This is a genomic window from Sphingomonas abietis, assembly GCF_027625475.1.
In the GTDB taxonomy this organism is placed as follows: domain Bacteria; phylum Pseudomonadota; class Alphaproteobacteria; order Sphingomonadales; family Sphingomonadaceae; genus Solisphingomonas; species Solisphingomonas abietis.
In genome coordinates, this window is record NZ_CP115174.1 from 3979170 (window position 1) to 3999799 (window position 20630).

Sequence of the window (20630 nt, forward strand, 5' to 3'; positions counted from 1 at the left end):
TCAGGCAGCCTCGGCAAGTGCGGCATTGCGAGCCTCGATCTCCGCCACTTCTTCGGCGGGGACGTAGTAATCGCGATCCTGGTCAAACGAATGGACGATGGCGGAACCGATCATTGCGACGAAGAAGAGGCCAGCCATCCACCAGACGTGCCAGATCATGCCGAAACCGAACGGCAGCGACAGGATGCCGATCACCGGACCCGCCCAGGTGTTGCGGGGCATGTGGATCGGGTGGAAGGTGGTCGGCGTCGGCGAGATGCCCTTCCGCTTCATGTCGTGCCAGGCGTCGAGCGCCTCGACATGCGGCGTCTGGGCGAAGTTGTAATAGGCGGCCGGCGATGCGGTCGACCATTCCAGCGTGCGCCCGTTCCACGGATCGCCGGTGAGATCGCGATTCTCGTGACGATCGCGGATCGAGACGAGGATCTGGGCGACCTGGAAGATGATGCCGAACATGATCAGCACCGCGCCACAGCAGGCCACGACGAAATAGGGCTGCCAGGCGAGATCGGCATAATGCTGGAGGCGACGGGTCGCGCCCATGAAGCCCAAGGCGTAGAGCGGCATGAAGGCGACGTAGAAGCCGATCACCCAGCACCAGAAGGACCATTTGCCCAGGCGCTCGTTGAGGAAGAAGCCGGTGGCCTTCGGGAACCAGTAGTTCATCGCCGCGAAGCAGCCGAACAGCACGCCGCCGATGATCACGTTATGGAAATGGGCGATCAGGAACAGCGAGTTGTGGAGCACGAAGTCGGCACCCGGGAGCGCCAGCATCACGCCGGTCATGCCGCCGATGGTGAAGGTCACCATGAAGGCGATGGTCCACATCATCGGCAGGTCCATGCGGACCCGGCCCTTGTACATGGTGAACAGCCAGTTGAAGATCTTCACGCCGGTGGGCACCGAGATGATCATCGTCGTCGTGGCGAAGAAGGTGTTGACGCTGGCGCCCGATCCCATCGTGAAGAAGTGGTGCAGCCACACGATGAAGGACAGGCCGGCGATCGCCATGGTCGCGTAGACCATCGAGGTGTAGCCGAACAGCGGCTTGCCCGAATAGGTCGCGGTCACTTCCGAGAACACGCCGAACACCGGGAGGACGAGAATGTAGACCTCCGGGTGACCCCACATCCAGATCAGGTTCACGTAGTTCATGGGGTTGCCGCCATGATCCACCGTGAAGAAGTGGAAGCCGAGATAGCGATCGAGGGTCAGGAGTGCGAGCGTGACGGTGAGGATCGGGAAGGCGGCGACGATCAGCATGTTGGTGCAGAGCGACGTCCAGGTGAACACCGGCATACGCATCAGGGTCATGCCCGGTGCGCGCATCTTCAGGATGGTGGTGATGAAGTTCACACCGGCCAGCGTGGTGCCGATGCCCGAGATCTGGAGCGCCCAGATATAATAATCCATGCCGGCGTCAGGCGAGAATTGCAGCTCGCTGAGCGGCGGATAGGCCAGCCAGCCGGCGCGGGCGAAATTGCCGATCGCGAGGCTGATGTTGACCAGCAGCGCACCCGACACGGTCAGCCAGAAGCTCAGCGAGTTGAGGTACGGGAAGGCCACGTCGCGCGCGCCGATCTGCAACGGCACAACGACGTTCATCAGGCCGATCACGAAGGGCATCGCGACGAAGAAGATCATGATCACGCCATGGGCGCTGAAGATCTGGTCGAAATGGTCAGGCGGCAGATAACCCTGCGCGCCGCCGGCGGCGATCGCCTGCTGGGTCCGCATCATGATCGCGTCCGAGAAGCCGCGCAGCAGCATCACCAGGGCCAGGATCAGATACATGATGCCGATCTTCTTGTGGTCGACCGACGTCAGCCAGTCCTTCCACAGCGGCACCCAGAATTTGTTGGCGTGGATCAAATAGAGCACGCCGAGCACCACCAGGCCCATGAAGCCGGTGGCCCCCATCACGATGGGGTTGTCGAGAGGAAGGGAGCTCAGTGTGAGCTTGCCGAAAATCAGACTCATATCCATCGGTTCAGTCCTGCTTCGCCGGCATCGGCATGCCATTCATGTCGGCAGCCTGGGGCTGGCCGGCGGCGGCGTGGTTCATGTCTTTGGTCAGCACGGTCTGGAACATCTGCGGCGCGACATTGCCGTAGACGCGCACCGGATCATGATGGCTCTGCTGGGCCAGCGCGGCATAACCGCCGGCATCGAGCGAGGCAGAACTCGCCTTGGCCTGCTTCACCCACGCATCGAAGCCCTGCTGGTCGGTCGCCTTGGCCTCGAAGCCCATGTCGGCGAAACCGTCGCCCGAGAAGTTTGCGGAGATGCCCTTATAGGTGCCGGCCTTGTTGGCGATCAGGCTCAGCTGGGTCTGCATGCCCGCCATCGCATAGACCTGGGTGCCGAGCTTGGGGATGAAGAAGCTGTTCATCACCCCGTCCGACGTGATCGTGAAATGGACCGGACGATCGACCGGCATCGCCAGCTCGTTCACCGAGGCGACGCCCTGCTCGGGATAGATGAACAGCCACTTCCAATCGAGCGCAACGACCTGAACCTCGAGCGGCTTCTGGCTCGACGCGATCGGGCGATAGGGGTCCAGATCGTGGGTCGTGCGATAGCAGATCACCGCCAGGGAGAGCACGATCAGGGCCGGAACCACCCAGATCACGACCTCGATCCGGTTGGAATGCGACCATTCGGGCGCATAGTCTGCAGCCGTGTTGCTCGAACGATAACGCCACGCGAACGCAAGCGTCATCACGATCACCGGGATCACGACGATCAGCATCAGCGCCGTCGCCCACAAAGTGGTGTGGAGATTCTCGACGGCGATCGCGCCGGCGGGATCGAACAGATCCCACGAACAGCCGCCCAACAGCAGCAGCGGGGTGAGAGGGAGAATGCGCGCCGCCAGGGCGCGGGAAGTGCTTCGGATCATCAGGTCCAACCAGTCGGAGAAGAGCGGGCATCGGCGCCCGCGATCAGCTGTGGGCGGTTTTCCTGCGGCCTATGGCACCGCCAAGACCCTGCTGGCCGCGCAACGTCGATTGACTTGTTCCATGGCTCGCCCCGTTGACCCGGATCAATGATTTTTTCAATTCACGTTTTTGCACCGCAGCGTGCAACTAATGCACCTTACCAAAACGTCAAGCTGACTTTATGGCATTCGGCAGGCCTCCATGCGTCCAGGGACCAATGCCAGCGCAAAACGCCCCTCGGCGGACGGCATCATTCGTCGACCGCCTGACCGCCCGCCACGATTCGGCAGACGCAAGCACAAGAATGGCGGATTAGGGGGATTTTACGCGACGTGACAAAATCCGAAAAAAGGCCAAGAATGGTTTTCAGATGAGAGCCTGAATAATCCGGCCGCGTCAATCAAGAGAGGATGAAGCGATGAGCATGATTACCAAAATCAATGCCGCGAGTTGCACCATTCTGTTTGCGGGAACTGTCGTCGTTGCTGCAGGTGCGTCGGTGCCGAGCGAGCAGACTATGGCCCTCGGTTTCTTCATCATGCTGTGCGCGATGGCCGTGCTGATCGGCATCAACTGGCCGAAGCATCGCGCGCCCCGGCTGACGCCGAACCTCATCTCGCTTGCCGCCTATCGGATCGCGCACCGACGCCGCCACTGAGGCTTGCCGCCCCAATCCTGTCGCCGATGACCCATCGGGCGTGAAGGCGTGGCCGTGCCCGGACGCCCCCTGTCCGGCCTCGCCGGGGGCATCCCGGAGTCGCGCTTCGACGTGAAGGGACATGGAATGTCCCGATCTCGACTGGAGCCGATCGACATTCGGATGGGGGGGGATATCGGGTGATCGTTTCGTTGCCGACCGTCATGCTGAAACACGTTCAGCATGACGGTCGGCCCTAGCCCGCCACCGCCGTGCCCGCAGCATCCTGAGCCCATAAGCGGGGAAACACCTGTTCGAGCGGCTTGGTGTCGGGCAGGACATACACATAGCCCCCCTTCTTCGCGAACATCGGGCTCAGCAGACGGCTGTAGAAAAGCGCGGGCACGTTGATGCATCCGAAGGTGATGCGATTGTCGGCCGGCGACGGGGACAGCAGCCGTTCGCGCCGCCTTTCCCCAGGCCCCACGTCGGTCGGGATCGGATGGAGCGCCACGGACGTGGCATAATCGACCCACAGCACCCGATGCCCTTCTACCGGCATACCGAATCTGGCGAGGAAGCGCCCCGCCGGCGTGGTCTTCTCGGCCGGGCCGAGATCGGCCAGCCGCTTGCTGCCGACTCCGGGTGTGGCCTCGTCGCCCGCGGCGATGCCCACCAGCACCGGCACCGCAGCGACCTGCTTTCCCGTGCGATCGAACAGGAAAAGCGATGCATTGCCCTTGTCGACCACCGCCCAGGGCAGGCCATGATTGTCGCCCGAAGCCGCCACCCATGCCATCACCCGTCGCGCCGCATCCGCAGGAACCAGCGCGGCGGCCGGCGCGTGGCTCGGCGCCTTTCTTTTCACGGATGCGGCAGGATGAGATGCCGCTGGGTGAGATGCTGCTGGGTGAAGCGTCGCAGGGTGGGCGCCCACAGCGGCCGGAACGATCAGCGCGACTCCGGCCAGCGCCCGCAAGACATGGATCATCGACACCCATCACTCGAAACGCATCGGCCGCCCCACCCGGGGCGACCGATGCAGAAAAGACGACCCGATCACTTTGGCCGGACGATGGCCGGGACCACGATGGCCGGGCCGTGATCGCATTCACGGCGCCGACCATCCGCCGCCCCGCGCACGATCGCTTGCCGCGATCAATCCTGCGCGATCAATGACGCGGGCGCTTGGCGCGCTTCTGCTCCTGCACCGTCAAGCGCTGGTCGATGCCGTCCACCCGACCGCTGACCTGATCGAGTCGCTGGCCATTATTCTGCGCCTGCCCCGATGCCGCCTGTGCCTCGGCCAGTGCCGATTTGGCCGTGCCGTCGGTCTCCTGCAGCTTCGCCTCCAGCGTGCTCACCCGCTGGCTCACCGGCGCGATCTGCTCGCGCACATAGGATTTGGTCGCGCAGCCACCGAGGCAGAGCGCACCGGCCAAAGTCGTCAAAGCGAGGGCGGATTTCGACGCAAAAGCAGACATATATTTCTTCCAAATCGTTAACCAACTGAAACAAGCAAGCCGAGCGGCGGTCATCCGACAATCCCGATTCTGTTCGACTGTGCATCTTCTCCGCCCAATAGAAAATGGATCGAAAAAGAGCCTGTTTTTGGGTCATTTCACCGCAAAGCGGCCTCGTCTCAAGGCTGATTTCTGCCATGCGGTGCGGGCGCGAACGGATCGCTCGGGATGCCATCGGAAGATTTTTTCCGGTGCGGCGCATTGCCGTGCGGCGCGGCAGCGGGATCGACCTGCAGATCGCCCACGCAATGCTCCAGGGCGGCCACGGCGGCGGCGGCGCCATCGAGATCCCACCGCCCGACCGGCACGTCGCCCCGGGAGATACGCAGATCCTTCGAGGTCGCGACATAGGACGGGAACTTCATCCCGAAGCTGGTGACGAACCCCTGTTGGCCATCCGAGACGATGCCGACGGCGAAATGATCGGGATAGCTGCTGTTGGAGAGGCGGAAATTCAGCTTCAGCGCCTGCTTCGCCTTGATCGACCAGTTCGCGTTCAGAACCGAAAGACGGTTGGCGCCGTCGACATCCAGGCCGAGCAGCAGCGTCGTGCCGCCATTGCCGTCATAACTCCGGGTCAGGAAACAGCCCTTGCCATCCGTGCTGGGTGCCACCGTCCAGGAGCCCAGATCACGCGGCGCAGGATCACGGGCCGGCGCAGGACCGGCCGCTGCAAGGCCGGCGACGCCGAGCAGAACGAAGAATGCCGGCCGCATGCCAGGCCAAAGCCGCGACTGCGGGACGGTGGTGGCGAATTCGATCGGTCGTCGCGAACATGTCATGGGCATAGGTCTCCACCCCCGACCTTAACCGGCCGCGCCGCCATGGGAAGTCCATCGCCGCCGCCTGCTCCGAATCCCCGTTGACGGCGGCGCTGCCGACGTGGCACTTGACCGGCAACTCACACGCCAACCCTAAGCCGGAACGGCAGCCGGCGGGTTCGCAATGGGTTCAAACAGCGCCAGGCCGTTGTTTTCGCGGGTGTAGCTCAATGGTAGAGCAGAAGCTTCCCAAGCTTACGACGAGGGTTCGATTCCCTTCACCCGCTCCATTCATCGCTGGCCTGGCGCCAAGCGCTTCGCCGCATCGCGATATCGCGGCCGTCGTCTAGATTCCGCCCGGCGTGGTCTCGTAGCCCGCTTGCGCCAGGGCCGTTGCCAGATCGGCGACACAGCGGTCGAGCCGGTCCTGCTCGGTCGATCGGATCACGAAATTCGCGCCGACACGGCCTTCGCGGAAGAAGGGGTAACTGCCGATCTGGCAGCCCTCATGCGCCTTTTCGGTGGCGAGCAGCAGGCCAGCGATCTCGCTTTCCGGCGCCCAGCTGCCCAACACTGCGGACAGCAAAGGCTTGCCGCCTTCCAGGGTGCCGCTCAGCGCCTCGATCATCTGGCCGGCGATGTGCGGCACGCCGGCGAGGATGAAGATGTTGTTGAGCCGGATGCCGGGCGCGCCCGAGACGCGGTTCTCGATCAGCTCGGCCCCGGCCGGCACCCGCGCCATCCGCAGCCGGCCTTCGTTGACGCCGCCGCGCGTGGCGTAATAATCCTCGAGAATGGCGCGCGCGCGCGGGTGGACGACCACGTCCAGCCCGAAAGCGGCGGCGATCGCATCCACCGTGATATCGTCATGGGTCGGCCCGATGCCGCCGGTCGTGAACAGATAATCGTTGCGCCCGGCCAGCGTCGTCACCGCTTCGGCGATCGCCGCCCTATCGTCCGCGACGACGCGCACCTCGACGAGGCGGATGCCTTGCAGGTTCAGCCACAGCGCGATCTGCGCGATATTGCGGTCCTGCGTCCGGCCCGAGAGAATCTCGTCGCCGATCACGGCGATCGCGGCGGTCCAGATGCGTGTATCGTCCATTGCGGCCCGCCATAGCGCTTGCGCGGCCCAAGCGCTATATACGCCGCATGACCAACTACCTCTCCGTATCCGCCCATGACGTGATCGAGCGCGACGGCGCCATCAAGCTGTATGATGAAGCCGGCTTCGCGGGCATGCAGGCGGCGGGCCAGCTCGCCGCGCGGATCCTCGACGCGCTCGTCCCCCATGTCGTGCCGGGCGTCACCACCGAAGCGCTGGACGATATCGTCCGCCGGATGACCCTGGACGCCGGCGGCGTGCCCGGCACGCTCGGCTATCGCGGCTATACCAAGAGCTGCTGCACCTCGATCAACCATGTCGTCTGCCATGGCATCCCCGCCGCCAAGCCGCTCAAGGACGGCGACATCGTCAATATCGACGTGACGCCGGTGCTGGACGGCTGGCACGGCGACACCAGCCGGATGTTCCTGGTCGGCGACGTGCCGCTCAAGGCGAAGCGGCTGGTGGACGTGACCTATGAATGCCTGATGCTGGGGATCGAGCAGGCCAAGCCCGGCAACCGGCTCGGCGATGTCAGCCATGTCATCCAGCAACATGCCGAGAAGCATCGCTACGGCGTGGTGCGGGATTTCTGCGGCCATGGCGTCGGCCGCGTGTTCCACGACGCGCCCGAGGTGGTGCATGTCGGCAAGCCCGGCACCGGGCCGGAGCTCAAGCCCGGCATGATCTTCACGATCGAGCCGATGATCAACATCGGCCGCCCCGACGTGAAGATGCTCGACGATGGCTGGACGGCGGTGACGCGCGATCGCTCGCTGTCGGCACAATTCGAACATTCGATCGGCATCACTGAAACCGGATGCCAGATCTTCACGAAGAGTCCCATGGGGCTGGATCACCCGCCCTACGCCTGAAATTCCCGTTCGGAGAATGATCGATGACGCTGCGCCTCCTGCCCGGCCGCATGGCCCTCGCCTGCGCCGCCCTCGCCTTCACGGCGCCCGCCATGGCAGCGCTGCCGGTCGGCGCAACGGCGCCCACCTTCGCCACCCAGGCAAGCCTCGCCGGCAAGGAGATGCCGTTCGATCTCGCCAAGGCGCTGAAGAAGGGGCCGGTGGTGCTCTATTTCTATCCGGCCGCCTTCACCTCGGGCTGCACCATCGAGGCGCATGACTTCGCCGAGGCGACCGACGGCTTCCACAAGCTCGGCGCCACCGTGATCGGCGTGTCGGCGGATTCGATCGACGTGCTCGACAAATTCTCGGTCACCGAATGCCGCAACAAGTTCGCAGTCGCCGCCGCCACGCCGCAGATGATCGCGGACTATGACGTCAAGCTGGCGACCAGCACCCGCGCCAACCGCACCAGCTATGTCATCGCCCCCGACGGCAAGGTGATCTTCGCTTATTCGGCGATGGATCCGGCCGGCCATGTCGAGAAGACGATGGACGCGGTGAAGGCCTGGAAGGCCGCCCACAAGAAGGGCTGACCCGGCCCCATGCCCCGGTCGTCACGGTGGACGTCGTGATGGCCGGGGCGGTCAGCCGCCCGCATGACCCCGCCGCACCGCGTTCGCCGCATCATGGGCAAGGCGGGTGGTCAGCGGCAGGCGCCGCCCCTCGCTGAGCCGCAACACCCATGCCACCGCCGTGTCGAGCGATACGCGGTGGCCGGTGCCGATATAGACGGGCAGCGATCGGACGCGCGTCCGCACCGCCATCGCCACCACCTCGTCACAGTCGATCAGGGGCGCGGTGGCGCCGGGCTCCGCGCCCAGTTCCCCCTCGATGCGCCCGCACAGGATCGACTTGGCGACGCCCACCGTCGGCACGTCCAGCAGCACGCCGAGATGCGTGGCGATGCCGCAGCGGCGCGGATGGGCCCGGCCATGGCCATCGACGAACAGGATCGCGGGTTTCTCCGGCAGCCTTTCCCAAGCCGCGACCAACGCCGGCGCCTCGCGAAAGCCGAGATAGCCCGGCACATAGGCGAAGGGCGGAATGTCGGTGATCGTCGCGGCCGGCAGCGGCGTGCGGTCCGGCCAGGACAACGGCGCGATCGCGGCGTGGATCGGCCCCCGGGAATCGCGCCATTTCATCGAGGTGTCCGCTCCCGCCACCATCCGCACCGGGCCGATCCGATCCCGCACTTCGCAGGCCTCGGCGATCTCGCGCTGGGCGACGGCGGCGTCCGCCAGGGCCGCAGGATGGAGCCAGCGCTGCCGGCGTGCCGGATCGGCGCTCATGCTTGCGTCGCCCCGCCAGTCGCCATAGCAGCAGTCTTTGGCGCGCAGGTTTGCGCGGAGGGAGAAATGCGATCTCGAGCCGGCCCATCACGCTTGTCATCGGCGGCGACAATCCCGTCCGCTTCTGGGGCCTGACCAATGCCGAGCGCATCCGGCGCCTCGCCACCGCCGCCGGCGTCCTCACCGATCGGGCGCCCGTGACCGGTGACGCGATCCTGTGGGCCGATACCGCCTTCGCCTTCGATCCTGCCTGGTTCGCCCATATCGTGAAAAATCCCGCGACGATGCTGGTCTCCGGCGGCCGCACGGTGCTGGTGCATCTGCCGGCAGGGTCCGATCCGGCGACAACGCCCGGCGACCGCAAAGGCCTCACCGTCATCGATTACGACCAGCGGCCGATCCTCTACAACCATCGCCTCCGCAAGCGCGAATGCCCGTTCGTCGAGCCGCTGACCGCCGACACCGCCGAGGAGACCGAGCGGAGGAGCTATTATGGCGCCTATAAGGGCGTCACCGACATCCTCACCAAATATCTCTGGCCGGAGATCGCGCTGGGGCTGACCCGCCTCGCCGCCCGCCTCCGCCTGACCCCCAACATGGTCAGTTTCATCGGCATCGCACTGTGCATCGCCGCCACCTTCCTGTTCGCGGGCGGGTGCTACTGGACGGGGCTGGCCTGCGGCTTCCTGTTCATGATCCTGGATACCGTGGACGGCAAGCTGGCACGCTGCACCGTCACCTCATCCTGGTGGGGCAACATCATCGATCATGGCGTGGATATCGTGCATCCGCCCTTCTGGTGGTTCGCCTGGGGCTGGGGCACCGCGGCGACCGCGCATCCGCTCGACGGCCGGCCTTTCGCCATCGTGCTCGGCATGATCCTGGGCAGCTATGCGCTCCAGCGGCTGATCGAGGGCGTCTTCATGCGCCGCTTCGGGATGCACATCCATGTCTGGCGGAAGTTCGACACCGATTTCCGGCTGATCACCGCGCGACGGAACCCGAACATGGTGATCCTGTTCGTATCGCTGGCGGCCGGCCGGCCCGATCTCGGGCTGGTGGCGGTGGCATGGTGGGCGGTGGCATCGCTGCTCGTCCATGCCCTCCAGTTCGTGCAGGCCTATGCGTGGCGGGCACGGCACGGGGCGCTGACCAGCTGGATGGAGCAGGCGGCATGAATGCGACGATCACGAAATTCGGCTATCCCGCCACGCTGATCCGCGAATATCGGCACTGGCTGGTGCTGCTGCGCCCCGCCCAGCCGACGCTGGGATCGCTGGTGCTGGCCGCGCGATCGGACGCGACCGCGTTCGGCGACCTGCCGCCCGAGGCCCATGCCGAACTCGCCCTCGTCACCCGCGCGATCGAGACGGCGCTCGCCACCGCAGTGTCGCACGACAAGCTCAATTATCTGATGCTGATGATGGTGGACCCGCACGTCCACTTCCATGTGATCCCGCGCTACGAGGGCTCGCGGGCGCGCGGCGGCGCGGTGTTCACCGATGCGGGCTGGCCGAAGCTGCCCGATCTCGGGGCCGCGATCACCCTCGACGCGGCCGCCGTGGCGGATCTGGTCGGCTGGCTCGGCGGCAGCTGGCCGGATTAACCGAGCCAGCGATCGGTCAGGAGCGTTGCCGCCTCGATATCGTTCAGGAAATCGACCTCGGCCCAGTCCAGCCCCTCGATCGACACGGTGCCGACCTTGCCGGTCGGCGCGATCGCGTCGATGATCTTGAGATACCAGTTCTCGACCCCGGCGGGCGTCCGCATGAAGGCCTCCACGGTATCGCGGAACAGTGCCACGCCCTCGCCCCGGAAGGCGAGGAAGCCGATCGATTCCGCATTGGCCTGCTCGGCGGTCAGCGTCTTGCCGATCGCCGCGAGCCGTCCGCCGATCCGCGTGACCTTCATGTCGTCGCTGTCATAATGCGGCTTGGCATCGACGGTGACGGCGATCGGCCAAGCGCCGCCGCCCTGCTGCACGCGCTCCACGATCTCCTGCGAAATCAACGTATCGCCGTTGAGGATCAGGAAGTCGCCATCCATCGCGTCGCGCGCGATCCAGCAGGAGCCGAGATTGTCGGCGACCTTGTAGAAGGGGTTGAAGCGCGTCCGCAGCGTCAGCCCCGGCCGGGCCAGGCGCGCGAGTTCCGCCTCCACCAGGTCGGTCATGAAGCCGGTGACGACATCGATCCGCGTCACCCCGGCGTTGGACAGCATGGCGACCTGCCAGGCCAGCAGGGTGCGGCCGGAAAAGTCGATCAGGCATTTGGGGCGTTCGGCGGTGAGCGGAAGCAGGCGCGAGCCCTGCCCGGCGCTCAGGATGATGGCGCGATCAATCATCCTGTCGCCCTAACCGCAACCCCCTTGCATGAGAAGGCGCAATCTTGCCCATAAGAGCGCAGGCGAGGGGCTGAACGATTCGGCCTGTACGGGCGAATTGGCCGCGCCTTTCGCCGGATCGGGCGCTGCCCAAAAATCGGGCAATGGAGTCGATTTTTGCCCATCGATCGGGCAGACATGCACATTGCTGCGCGTGCGGGCCGCCGGCCGCTTGCGAGTCCGCGCATGGCACGTTTATTGAACCCGGAGCGCCTGCGTCCGGGGAGGGAGCGCACACGAGATGAAGAAGATCGAAGCGATCATTAAGCCCTTCAAGCTGGACGAGGTGAAGGAGGCCCTGCACGAGGTGGGCGTGTCGGGCATCACGGTCACCGAGGCGAAGGGTTTCGGCCGGCAGAAGGGGCATACCGAACTGTATCGGGGCGCCGAATATGTCGTCGACTTCCTGCCCAAGGTGAAGCTCGAGGTCGTCGTCGAGGACGGGCTGGCCGACCGGGTCGTGGAAGCGATCCAGAACGCCGCCCAGACCGGGCGCATCGGCGACGGCAAGATTTTCGTCATCCCCGTCGATACCGCCATCCGCATCCGCACCGGCGAGCGGGACGGCGACGCGGTTTAATTTCCACTCTCCACATTTCCAACAAAGCGGGAAAGGGCACCCCCAACTATGGCGAACAGCGCCTCTGACGTTCTGAAGCTGATCAAGGAACAGGAGATCGAATGGGTCGATCTGCGTTTCACCGATCCCAAGGGCAAGTGGCAGCACCTGACCATGGTTTCGGGTGTGGTCGGCGAAGACGAACTCACCGACGGTTTCATGTTCGACGGCTCCTCGATCGAGGGCTGGAAGGCGATCAACGAGTCCGACATGATCCTCAAGCCGGATCTGGACGCGGTGTGGGTCGATCCCTTCTCGGCGACGCCGATGCTGATCCTCGTCTGCGACATCGTCGAGCCTTCGACCGGCGAGCTCTATTCGCGCGATCCGCGTTCCACGGCCAAGCGCGCCGAAGCCTATGTGAAGACGCTCGGCATCGGCGACACCGTGTATGTCGGCCCGGAAGCCGAATTCTTCATGTTCGACGACGTGCAGTTCGATACGACCTACAATGCGTCCTACTACAAGCTTGACGACATCGAGCTGCCGACCAACACCGGCAAGGCGTATGAGGAAGGCAATCTCGGCCATCGCCCGCGCGCCAAGGGCGGCTATTTCCCGGTCGCGCCGGTCGACAGCGCCGTCGACATCCGCGCCGAGATGGTCTCGACCATGCTCGAAATGGGCCTGCCCTGCGACAAGCACCACCATGAGGTGGCGGCGGCCCAGCACGAGCTCGGCCTGACCTTCGGCACGCTCGTCACCACCGCCGATCGCATGCAGATCTACAAATATGTCGTGTGGCAGGTGGCCCAGGCCTACGGCAAGACGGCGACCTTCATGCCGAAGCCGATCGCCAAGGATAATGGCTCGGGCATGCACACCCACATGTCGATCTGGGATGGCGGCAAGCCGCTGTTCGCCGGCGACGGCTATGCCGGCCTGTCCGACATGTGCCTCTACTTCATCGGCGGCGTGATCAAGCACGCCAAGGCGCTCAACGCCTTCACCAACCCGACCACCAACAGCTACAAGCGGCTGGTGCCGGGCTATGAGGCCCCCGTGCTGCTCGCTTATTCGGCGCGCAACCGCTCGGCCTCGTGCCGCATTCCCTATGGTGCCGGCACCAAGGCGAAGCGCGTCGAGTTCCGTTTCCCGGACGCGATGGCGAACCCCTATTATTGCTATGCCGCGCTGCTGATGGCCGGCCTCGACGGCATCGAGAACAAGATCCACCCCGGCGAGGCGATGGACAAGAATCTCTACGACCTGCCGGCCGAGGAGCTGAAGGAAATCCCGACCGTCTGCGGTTCGCTGCGCGAAGCGCTCGACAGCCTGGCCGCCGATCACGCCTTCCTCACCAAGGGCGGCGTGTTCACCGAGGACCAGATCGAGAGCTATCTCGAACTCAAGTGGCCGGAGGTCGCCCGCTGGGAGATGACGCCAGCACCGGTCGAGTTCGACATGTACTACTCCAACTGATCCTTCGGGATCAATCGGAGACATCGAACAGAGATGCGGGCGCCCGGCGGGAAACCTCCGGGCGCTTCGCGTTTCCGCCCTCTGCCGGAGACGCTCGTGCGCCACTTCATCCTGCTTGCCGCCACCGTCGCGCTGTCCGCGATCATGGCCGCCACGGCATCGGCGGCGCCGCTCTGCCACGATCTGAAGGGGCTCTACACGCCCTGCCCGCCGGGCGCGCCCACGCCTCGCCCGGCCCGGCACCATGGACGGCCAACGGACGCCCCCGCGGATCCGGCCGCCCCGGCGTCCGGCGCGACGGCCATGATCGCCTCGTCCCCCGAGCCCGCCCGGCCACCCAAAGCCGCAAAGCCGCCGCTGGTCGGACGCGGACGACTGTGCCGGGATTCCAAGGGCCTGTTCAAACCCTGCTGAAGCAAGATCCGGCCCCGCCACCACCGCCGATCCTCGTCTTGGCCCCTGTCCGGCAAGGTTGTGCCGGCAAAGCGGACGGCCTAGACGCCCGGCATGATCCCTTCGCCCTGCACCCAGGTCTGCGCGATCGACGCCGCCACCGGCTGGTGCCGCGGCTGTGGTCGCTCGTTGCAGGAGATTGGCGACTGGCTCGCCGCCGATGACGCCACCCAGCGCGCGATCGTCGCGCGACTGCCGGACAGGCTCCGCCGCCTCGCTCAATAATCCTTGGAGATGCGGATGTTGGCGCTCTGCCGGCCGATCGTCGAGATCGTCGAGAGCAAGGATAGCCAGCGCGTCACCTGGAACTCCAGCCGGGTCGCCGAATAGCCCTGCCCGTCGGTCACCAGCTCCACATAGGTGCGCTTGCCGATATATTTGCCGGCCGCGATCGAGGTCTTCTGGCCGGTGGTGATGTCGGCCGGCTCGATGCGCAGGCGATCGAGCCCCGCCACCTTGCGGATCGCGTTGATCGGATCGAGGCTGCCGCGCCCGCCGGTGCGCAGGCCGTTGACCGCGCCCGCCAGTTGCAACGCCTCGGGCGCGGTGAGGTTGGAGATCGAGGTGCCGAACAGCAGGCGAGAGAGCAGTTCGTCCTCCGGCAGCGCCGGCGTGGAGGTGAAGCTCACCTCGGGCTTGAGGCCGGTGCCGGCGACCTGGATCGAAGCGTTGACGCTCTGGATATTCGCCCTGGCGACGATATCCAGCGCCGGATCCACCGGCGTGCTGCCGCTGAACCGGATGATCCCGCGATCGATATCGAAGCGGCGGCCGGCAAATTCGTAATTGCCCCGGATGAGATCGGCCCGACCTGAAATGGCAGGATTGTCGACCGCGCCCTTGATGACGAGCTTGGCCCGCCATTCGCTGTCGAGCCCCAGCCCGCGCACCATCATCTGGGCATGGGCATCGGTGGTGAGATCGAGCGACCAGGGCGAGGGCAAGGCCGCGTCATCGTCGATATCCTCGCGGTTGAGCTCGTGGACGGCGATGTGCGGCACGCCCTGCTGCGCGGCCTGGCCGAAGCGGTAGGAGGAGCGATCGAGCCGGATATTGCCGGCGATGACGCCGCCCTGCCCGTTCGACTTGATCGTCAGCGGCCCGGTGACGGTCGCGCCGATATCGTCGCGCGCCAGCAGCACGGCATGTTGGGCGTCGATCGCGATATCCATGCCGAGCCCTTTGGCGCCGGCGAAATCGAAGGCGGCATGGCCGGACAGGCTGCCATTGTCCCTGGTCGATCCGGCGAACTGATCGATCAGCAGGCGCGATCCGTCGAAGCGCCCCCGTGCCCGGATCTTGTCGATCACGGTGCCGGTGGTGGTGCTCTCCAGCCGCGCCGCCGACGTCACCAGCGATCCCCGGATCAGCGGATCATGGATCGTCCCGCCGATATCCGCGCCGATCGCGACCGGGCCGGAGAGATCGATCGTCTCGTTGCCGGAAAGCCGCCACAGCGTATCGGCCGGGCCGTTGTAGCGCAGCTGCGCGAACAGCGGTGCGGCGAGCAGCCGACCGCCGAGCGATGCGCCGGCCCCGATCGGCGCGATGCGGGCCTGTGCCCGGCCGATCACCTGGCCGGCGCTGGAGGCGATCGCACGGGCGGCGATCTTGCCGCCGTCCATCACCGCGGTCAGCCCGACATCGACCGGGCGGGACGACAGGACGAGCCCGGCACGACTCAACCCGCGGACCCGCAGATCGGCCTTGCCGGTGGGCAGCGCCCCCGGTGCCGGGACGGCATAGGAGAAATGCCCGGTCGCCTCGCCCGACAGGCCGAGGCCGGGCTTCACCATATCGAGCACCGCGAGCGGCATCGCATCGAGGCTCGCCTCGAAACGGCTGTCGCTCTTGCCGAAACGCCCCGCGACCGTCGCGCTGCCGCCCGAGAAGGACAGGCTGGTCGGTGCGATCACCCACGCATCACCGGCATGATGCAGCACCGCCGCCGTCGCCAGCGCCAGCGGCTTGCCGTCGATCTGGCCCTGGCCGCGCACGGTGTAGCTGTCGGCGCTGATCGTCGTCGCGGTCTGGAAGGAGAAGGCCCGCCCGCGCGATCCGGAGAATGCGGCGCGGACCTCGCCGAGACCGCCGACCAGCTTGGTCGAGGCGGCGAGCCGCGCCAGCGAGATCGAGCCGCGCGTCAGCCCCTGCGCCGCGATGGTGGCATTGACGTGCGGGCTGGCGGGATCGAGCAGCAGATCGAGGTCGAGCGTGCCGCGCCGCACCGTCGCGCCGAAATCGCCGGCGAGCGTCGCATGGTCGGCCGCGATATGGCCGGCGATGCGCTGGATGGTGCCGACCGGCGCGAAATCGAGGGTGCCCGCCAGTCCGCCGCCCGCCAGCGCCAGCTGCCCGGTGAACCCGGCGGGATCGGAGCGCAACTGGCCCTTGGCGGTGGTGCCGCTGACATGGAGCGCATCGATATGGACGATCCCGGGCGCGCCGTTGGGCGGCGTATCGATCGCGCCGGTGGCGGTGAAATCCCCGAGCGTCGATCCGCCCGCCGCTGTCATCGCGAAGCCCTGCGGCACCGGATCGAGATCGAGCCGCACCTGATCGAGGCCCAACGCCTCTAGCGGCCGATCGAGCAAGAGGCCGACCTTGGGGTGATCGATCATCCCGTCGAGCTTGAGGCGGAAGCTGCCATAGCTGCCCTGCTGGCCCTGCCCGGCAAACTGGACCGTCCCGTCCTTCAGCCGGGTGCCGCCGCCGGTGATCGTGATCGCCGGCGCAATGAGCTTTAGGCCGGCGAAATGGAGGACGCCGTCCGGCGTGCGGGTCAGCTGGGTGTCGAGCGTCGGCAGCCCCCCGGCGAGCGTCCGCAGGAAGGCGTTGTCGAAGCGCCGCACCCAGGCACGGCCCCGGCCCGAAACGATTGACTGCTTGAGATCGCTGGTCGGCACCACCTTGAGTTCGGTCAGCACGTCGACGATGCCGAGGCCGGGGATCAGATAGCGTTGCAGGCCGCCCGACAGATCGACCCAATATTTCCCGCCGACCAGATCCAGGAACAGCGCGACCTTGCCGTTGAGCTTGTCCGATCGCAGCGTCAGGCCGTCGCCGGTGAGCTGCTTCGCCGTGACATGGAGCGTGCCGGCGATATCGAGATTCGCGAGGATGCCACCGGCGACATCGCCGACGCCGGTCACCCGCCGCGCGGTCAGCTTGATCGGCAGGGTGACGTCCTTGCCGCCGAGACGCCCCTCGCCGGCGGCCTTCACATCCTCGAACCCGGTCTGGTCGAAGGCGAATTGGGGCGAGGTCAGCGCGTAGCGGAAATGCGCGGCGCGAAACGCGCCCGTCAGTTCCGTGTGGAGGCGGATTTCGCGACCGCTCATGTTGGGGAACAGTGCGCGGGGTTGCAGCAAAGCGAGATCGACGCGCAGCGGATCGAAGGCACCATGGGCGAGATCGATCACGCCCTTGACCCCCATGGTCAGCGCCGGCGAGGCCAGCCTGAGGGTGCCGTCGAGCCGGCGATCCGCAAAGCGCGCGCCGCCCGCCACCATGATCGCGGGCGTGGTCAGCCGCTGGACCTTGCCCTGCGTGATCGACGCGGGGGTCAGCCGGCCGCCGAGCGCATAATGGCCCTTCACCTGCCGCAATGTCAGATCGGCGATCCGCTGGCCGCCGGCCACCCAGCGGCCATGGCCCTGCCATTGCGACCATGATCCCTCGCCGGAGATCAGCACGCCCATCGGCTTGCGCGATCCGAACAGTCCCGGCACCACGCCGTCGCCCGGCGAGAGCAGCCGCGCATCGAAATCGAACATATCGCGATCGGGCTCGGTATCGAGCGCCACGATCATCCTGTCGCCCGCCGAGGAGCCGGCGCGCAGCCCGATCACGGCGCGGCCATTGCCGGTATCCGCCTTGCCGACGATCCGCACCATCCGCTGCTGCGGCCCGGCGACGCCCGCCTCGAGCCGCATCCGCAGATCGAGCGCGCCGATGTGGATGCGATAGCCGGGCAGGATCGGCTGGCCGGGCTTGCCGGGCCGCAGCCTGGGCAGGCGGTGGAGGATGACGAGATCGGAGGCGAGGCGATCGACATGCAGGCGGTTCGCCAGCCAGCGCCCCGGCCGCCAGTCGAGCTGCACGCTCGGCGCCTCTAGGAAGAGGCCCTGCGGATCGGACAGGCGCAGATCCTTGATGCGGGCGTGGCGCCAGATCGATCCGTCGATCCGGCCGATATGGATGCGCAGCCCGCTCGACGGCTTCATCTCGCCGATGCGATCGACGATGAAGCGGTGCCCGGCGTCGGTATCGACGCCGAAGCCCACCGCCGCCGCCAGCACCAACAGGAAACCGACGATGCCGCCGACCAGCCGCAGCGACCAGTGCAGGCGCCGGGCCGGCGCGGGCGGGAGCGGCGTCTCGTCCACGGTGTCGGCGGGGATATCCTCCGCCATCAGAAGGCCTGCCCCAGCGAGACATAGACCGCGACCCGGCTATCCCCCTTCTGCCGGTTGATCGGGGTGCCGACATCGACGCGGATCGGCCCGAAGCTGGTATAGTAGCGCACGCCGAGCCCGGTGCCGTAGCGGATGCCGGTGAAGCGCGGCAGCGACTGGGCGTAGAGATTGCCGCCGTCGAGGAACGGCACGATGCCGAAATCGCCGAAACGGATGCGCGCCTCCAGCCCGAATTCGGCCAGGCTGGCGCCGCCGGTCGGGTTGTTGTTCAGATCGCGCGGGCCGATCTTCTGATAGCCGAAGCCGCGCACCGATCCGCCGCCGCCCGAATAGAAACGCCGGGTCGGCGCGATCGCATCGCTGCTCGCACCCTCGATCGAGCCCAGCCGCACCCGCTCGGCGAACACGATCCGGCCGACCGGCTGATAGGCCGATCCGTCGAGCTGGAGGCGGACATATTCGAACGCCTTGCCGCGGAAGGAGATTTCCGGCGAGACGCGGGCGGACAGGCGATAGCCGCGGGTCGGGTTCAGCAGATCGTCGGAGCCGTCATAGGCCAGGCCGAGCGGCAGCGCGCCGATATAATAGGTCGCGCGACGCGGCTCGCCGGTCGCCAATATCTCGTCGCGCTCGTCGGACACCACCAGCTCCACGCCGTAGCTGTAGGTCCATTTCTTCTGCCAGATGATGTTGGTCTGCCGCTCGATGTTGGCGGCGGCATCGATGGTCTTCGCCGCGAACGCCGGGACGTTCAGATGATCGAGCGTGAACTGGCCGACCAGCGCCTGATCGCGCGTGCGGAAATTGTTGCGGCGGAAGATTGCGGACGCGAGCTGCTCCTGGGTGCCGAGCACGCCGCGCACCGTCAGGCTGCCCTCCGGCGGGAACAGGTTGCGATGCGTCCAGTCGACCTCCGCGGTGACGCCCTGCCCGGTGCCATAGCCCAGCGTGCTGACGGTCTCGGTGTTGAGATAGCCGAGCTGGCCGGCGGTGATCCGCGCGCCGGTGACATAGCCGAGCGTCGCCGCGATCGTCCGCGGCGGCGCCGGTTCGAGATGCACGTCGAGATCGACGATGTGCGGATCGGCGGTGTGGACGGGGGTGATCTGCGCCACCGAGATCAGCCCGGTCTGGATCAGCGCGCGACGCAGATCCTCGATCAGCGACTTGTTGTAGAGGTCGCCCGGATGCAGGCGCGACAGCAGGGCGAGATGGCGCGGCCCGAACACATGCCTGGTGCCGGAGACGTGGAACATCCCGAAGCGCATATGATCGCCGGCATCGACCTGCATCGCCAGCGTCGCCTCGTGCGTCTGGTGATCGACGCGGATATCGGGATCGCCGACGACGGCGAAGGCATAGCCCTTGTCGGCCAGCGCCGCCTTGAGCGCCGCGACGCCGTTATTGACCCTGTCGGCGCTGACCGGATCGCCCTTGCCGACGTCGAAGGCTTTGAGCAGCGCGGCGGCGTCGGGGCCGGTGGCGGCCAGGCCGGGCAAGGCGACGTGGGTGAAGGTATAGGCCGGGCCGGGATCGACCGCGAGCGTCACCGCCAGGCGGCTGTCGCCCGTGGTGGTCGGGCCGGACGTGCCGCCGACGCGGGTATCCACCTCGGCGTCGTAATAGCCATAGGCGCGCAGCAGCTCGCGCAGCATCGCGCCATCCTCCCGCGCCCGGCGATCGACCTGCGCGACGTTGGCCGGCTTGCCGACGCCCAGCTGCAGCGAGGAGAGGCCATCGAAGCGGAGCCGGATTTCGGAGGCCGCCGGCAGCCCGGCCAATCCTTCGATGGTGACGCCATAGCGCCGCTCGCCCGATGCATCGACGGTCTGGGCCTCCGCCTTGATCGCCTTGGCGGCCTTGCCGAGCGCCACGGCGGGATCGGGCTGATCGGTGGGCAGCAGCCCCAGCGGCGCATCGGGCTTGGCGAGATCGGGCCAGTCGACGCCGAGACCGGGCATATCCGCCATCGGCGAATTGGGGTCGAGCGTGGCGGCAGGGTCCACGGCCGTCGTCGCCGCGTCCTGCCCGCGGGCCGCGACAGGAACGGTGGCAAGGACGATCGCGGCACAGGCGCAACGGGCGCGGGACCGCGAGACGGCGGGCGACATAGGCCGGACCCTAGGGGCTGTGATCGCCGCCCGCAATGCCCGTAATCGCCC

General features: G+C 66.5%; 19 protein-coding genes and 1 tRNA gene. 10 read left to right on the forward strand and 10 right to left on the reverse strand.

Annotated elements, in window-relative coordinates:
* Window positions 1-1986, reverse strand: coding sequence for a cytochrome o ubiquinol oxidase subunit I (gene cyoB, locus PBT88_RS18690; protein WP_270076801.1), 1986 nt, complete (start codon window positions 1984-1986; stop codon window positions 1-3).
* Between the two features lie 4 nt (window positions 1987-1990).
* The gene (gene cyoA / locus PBT88_RS18695) at window positions 1991-2902 is read right to left on the reverse strand and encodes a ubiquinol oxidase subunit II (RefSeq protein WP_270076802.1); all 912 of its coding nucleotides are present in this window, start codon (window positions 2900-2902) and stop codon (window positions 1991-1993) included.
* A gap of 458 nt (window positions 2903-3360) precedes the next feature.
* Between cyoA and PBT88_RS18700 the strand changes: the two genes are divergently transcribed.
* Entirely contained in the window at window positions 3361-3600 is a 240-nt protein-coding gene (locus tag PBT88_RS18700; protein WP_270076803.1) for a hypothetical protein, read from the forward strand.
* Between the two features lie 235 nt (window positions 3601-3835).
* On the opposite strand, the gene PBT88_RS18705 is transcribed toward PBT88_RS18700, so the two are convergent.
* From PBT88_RS18705 to PBT88_RS18715, 3 genes are all read right to left on the reverse strand, one after another.
* Window positions 3836-4570 carry a hypothetical protein gene (locus tag PBT88_RS18705; RefSeq protein WP_270076804.1) on the reverse strand — a complete coding sequence of 245 codons (735 nt, stop codon included), beginning with the start codon at window positions 4568-4570 and terminating at the stop codon, window positions 3836-3838.
* A gap of 181 nt (window positions 4571-4751) precedes the next feature.
* On the reverse strand, window positions 4752-5063 hold the full coding sequence (locus PBT88_RS18710; RefSeq protein ID WP_270076805.1) for a hypothetical protein: 312 nt from the start codon (window positions 5061-5063) through the stop codon (window positions 4752-4754).
* A gap of 158 nt (window positions 5064-5221) precedes the next feature.
* A complete protein-coding gene (locus PBT88_RS18715) occupies window positions 5222-5818 on the reverse strand; it encodes a hypothetical protein (protein WP_270076806.1) in 597 nt (198 codons plus the stop codon).
* A gap of 261 nt (window positions 5819-6079) precedes the next feature.
* Between PBT88_RS18715 and PBT88_RS18720 the strand changes: the two genes are divergently transcribed.
* Window positions 6080-6153: transfer RNA gene (locus tag PBT88_RS18720), tRNA-Gly, on the forward strand.
* Window positions 6154-6209: 56 nt separating this feature from the next.
* On the opposite strand, the gene PBT88_RS18725 is transcribed toward PBT88_RS18720, so the two are convergent.
* Window positions 6210-6968, reverse strand: a complete 759-nt coding sequence (locus tag PBT88_RS18725) for a competence/damage-inducible protein A (protein ID WP_270076807.1) — start codon at window positions 6966-6968, stop codon at window positions 6210-6212.
* A 47-nt stretch (window positions 6969-7015) separates the two neighbouring features.
* Here PBT88_RS18725 and map point away from each other — a divergent pair, with 47 nt between their 5' ends.
* Both map and PBT88_RS18735 read left to right on the forward strand, forming a co-directional pair.
* On the forward strand, window positions 7016-7843 hold the full coding sequence (map, locus tag PBT88_RS18730) for a type I methionyl aminopeptidase (RefSeq protein ID WP_270076808.1): 828 nt from the start codon (window positions 7016-7018) through the stop codon (window positions 7841-7843).
* 23 nt (window positions 7844-7866) lie between these two features.
* Window positions 7867-8418: a peroxiredoxin gene (locus PBT88_RS18735; protein ID WP_270076809.1), complete on the forward strand. Its 552-nt coding sequence runs from the start codon at window positions 7867-7869 to the stop codon at window positions 8416-8418.
* A gap of 51 nt (window positions 8419-8469) precedes the next feature.
* Here PBT88_RS18735 and PBT88_RS18740 read toward each other — a convergent pair whose 3' ends face one another.
* Window positions 8470-9174 (reverse strand): endonuclease V, encoded by a 705-nt coding sequence (locus tag PBT88_RS18740; protein ID WP_270076810.1) that lies wholly within the window; start codon window positions 9172-9174, stop codon window positions 8470-8472.
* Between the two features lie 50 nt (window positions 9175-9224).
* On the opposite strand from PBT88_RS18740, the gene PBT88_RS18745 reads away from it, so the two are divergent.
* Window positions 9225-10352, forward strand: coding sequence for a CDP-alcohol phosphatidyltransferase family protein (locus PBT88_RS18745; RefSeq protein ID WP_270076811.1), 1128 nt, complete (start codon window positions 9225-9227; stop codon window positions 10350-10352).
* Entirely contained in the window at window positions 10349-10780 is a 432-nt protein-coding gene (locus tag PBT88_RS18750; protein ID WP_270076812.1) for an HIT family protein, read from the forward strand. Before PBT88_RS18745 ends, PBT88_RS18750 begins: the two co-directional genes overlap by 4 nt.
* On the opposite strand, the gene PBT88_RS18755 is transcribed toward PBT88_RS18750, so the two are convergent.
* On the reverse strand, window positions 10777-11517 hold the full coding sequence (locus PBT88_RS18755) for a phosphocholine cytidylyltransferase family protein (RefSeq protein ID WP_270076813.1): 741 nt from the start codon (window positions 11515-11517) through the stop codon (window positions 10777-10779). The genes PBT88_RS18750 and PBT88_RS18755 overlap by 4 nt on opposite strands.
* Window positions 11518-11797: 280 nt before the next feature.
* On the opposite strand from PBT88_RS18755, the gene PBT88_RS18760 reads away from it, so the two are divergent.
* The 4 genes from PBT88_RS18760 to PBT88_RS18775 all read left to right on the forward strand — a co-directional run bounded on the left by PBT88_RS18760 (window position 11798) and on the right by PBT88_RS18775 (window position 14275).
* Window positions 11798-12136 carry a P-II family nitrogen regulator gene (locus tag PBT88_RS18760; RefSeq protein WP_270076814.1) on the forward strand — a complete coding sequence of 113 codons (339 nt, stop codon included), beginning with the start codon at window positions 11798-11800 and terminating at the stop codon, window positions 12134-12136.
* A gap of 48 nt (window positions 12137-12184) precedes the next feature.
* Complete coding sequence (gene glnA / locus PBT88_RS18765; protein ID WP_270076815.1) at window positions 12185-13597, forward strand: type I glutamate--ammonia ligase; 1413 nt, start codon at window positions 12185-12187, stop codon at window positions 13595-13597.
* 96 nt (window positions 13598-13693) lie between these two features.
* On the forward strand, window positions 13694-14011 hold the full coding sequence (locus tag PBT88_RS18770; RefSeq protein WP_270076816.1) for a hypothetical protein: 318 nt from the start codon (window positions 13694-13696) through the stop codon (window positions 14009-14011).
* A gap of 93 nt (window positions 14012-14104) precedes the next feature.
* Window positions 14105-14275 carry a DUF1289 domain-containing protein gene (locus PBT88_RS18775; RefSeq protein WP_270076817.1) on the forward strand — a complete coding sequence of 57 codons (171 nt, stop codon included), beginning with the start codon at window positions 14105-14107 and terminating at the stop codon, window positions 14273-14275.
* On the opposite strand, the gene PBT88_RS18780 is transcribed toward PBT88_RS18775, so the two are convergent.
* Both PBT88_RS18780 and PBT88_RS18785 read right to left on the reverse strand, forming a co-directional pair.
* Window positions 14269-18465: a translocation/assembly module TamB domain-containing protein gene (locus PBT88_RS18780; protein ID WP_270076818.1), complete on the reverse strand. Its 4197-nt coding sequence runs from the start codon at window positions 18463-18465 to the stop codon at window positions 14269-14271. The two genes, PBT88_RS18775 and PBT88_RS18780, sit on opposite strands and share 7 nt — an antisense overlap.
* Complete coding sequence (locus PBT88_RS18785) at window positions 18465-20579, reverse strand: autotransporter assembly complex protein TamA (RefSeq protein ID WP_270076819.1); 2115 nt, start codon at window positions 20577-20579, stop codon at window positions 18465-18467. Before PBT88_RS18785 ends, PBT88_RS18780 begins: the two co-directional genes overlap by 1 nt.
* Between the last annotated feature and the right edge of the window lie 51 nt (window positions 20580-20630).

What these genes read in the sequence shown, in the direction of transcription:
- cyoB (WP_270076801.1), bottom strand. Translation starts at nt 1,986, where the DNA reads ATGGATATGAGTCTGATTTTCGGCAAGCTCACACTGAGCTCCCTTCCT.
- cyoA (WP_270076802.1), bottom strand. Translation starts at nt 2,902, where the DNA reads ATGATCCGAAGCACTTCCCGCGCCCTGGCGGCGCGCATTCTCCCTCTC.
- PBT88_RS18700 (WP_270076803.1), top strand. Translation starts at nt 3,361, where the DNA reads ATGAGCATGATTACCAAAATCAATGCCGCGAGTTGCACCATTCTGTTT.
- PBT88_RS18705 (WP_270076804.1), bottom strand. Translation starts at nt 4,570, where the DNA reads ATGATCCATGTCTTGCGGGCGCTGGCCGGAGTCGCGCTGATCGTTCCG.
- PBT88_RS18710 (WP_270076805.1), bottom strand. Translation starts at nt 5,063, where the DNA reads ATGTCTGCTTTTGCGTCGAAATCCGCCCTCGCTTTGACGACTTTGGCC.
- PBT88_RS18715 (WP_270076806.1), bottom strand. Translation starts at nt 5,818, where the DNA reads ATGCGGCCGGCATTCTTCGTTCTGCTCGGCGTCGCCGGCCTTGCAGCG.
- PBT88_RS18725 (WP_270076807.1), bottom strand. Translation starts at nt 6,968, where the DNA reads ATGGACGATACACGCATCTGGACCGCCGCGATCGCCGTGATCGGCGAC.
- map (WP_270076808.1), top strand. Translation starts at nt 7,016, where the DNA reads ATGACCAACTACCTCTCCGTATCCGCCCATGACGTGATCGAGCGCGAC.
- PBT88_RS18735 (WP_270076809.1), top strand. Translation starts at nt 7,867, where the DNA reads ATGACGCTGCGCCTCCTGCCCGGCCGCATGGCCCTCGCCTGCGCCGCC.
- PBT88_RS18740 (WP_270076810.1), bottom strand. Translation starts at nt 9,174, where the DNA reads ATGAGCGCCGATCCGGCACGCCGGCAGCGCTGGCTCCATCCTGCGGCC.
- PBT88_RS18750 (WP_270076812.1), top strand. Translation starts at nt 10,349, where the DNA reads ATGAATGCGACGATCACGAAATTCGGCTATCCCGCCACGCTGATCCGC.
- PBT88_RS18755 (WP_270076813.1), bottom strand. Translation starts at nt 11,517, where the DNA reads ATGATTGATCGCGCCATCATCCTGAGCGCCGGGCAGGGCTCGCGCCTG.
- PBT88_RS18760 (WP_270076814.1), top strand. Translation starts at nt 11,798, where the DNA reads ATGAAGAAGATCGAAGCGATCATTAAGCCCTTCAAGCTGGACGAGGTG.
- glnA (WP_270076815.1), top strand. Translation starts at nt 12,185, where the DNA reads ATGGCGAACAGCGCCTCTGACGTTCTGAAGCTGATCAAGGAACAGGAG.
- PBT88_RS18775 (WP_270076817.1), top strand. Translation starts at nt 14,105, where the DNA reads ATGATCCCTTCGCCCTGCACCCAGGTCTGCGCGATCGACGCCGCCACC.
- PBT88_RS18780 (WP_270076818.1), bottom strand. Translation starts at nt 18,465, where the DNA reads ATGGCGGAGGATATCCCCGCCGACACCGTGGACGAGACGCCGCTCCCG.
- PBT88_RS18785 (WP_270076819.1), bottom strand. Translation starts at nt 20,579, where the DNA reads ATGTCGCCCGCCGTCTCGCGGTCCCGCGCCCGTTGCGCCTGTGCCGCG.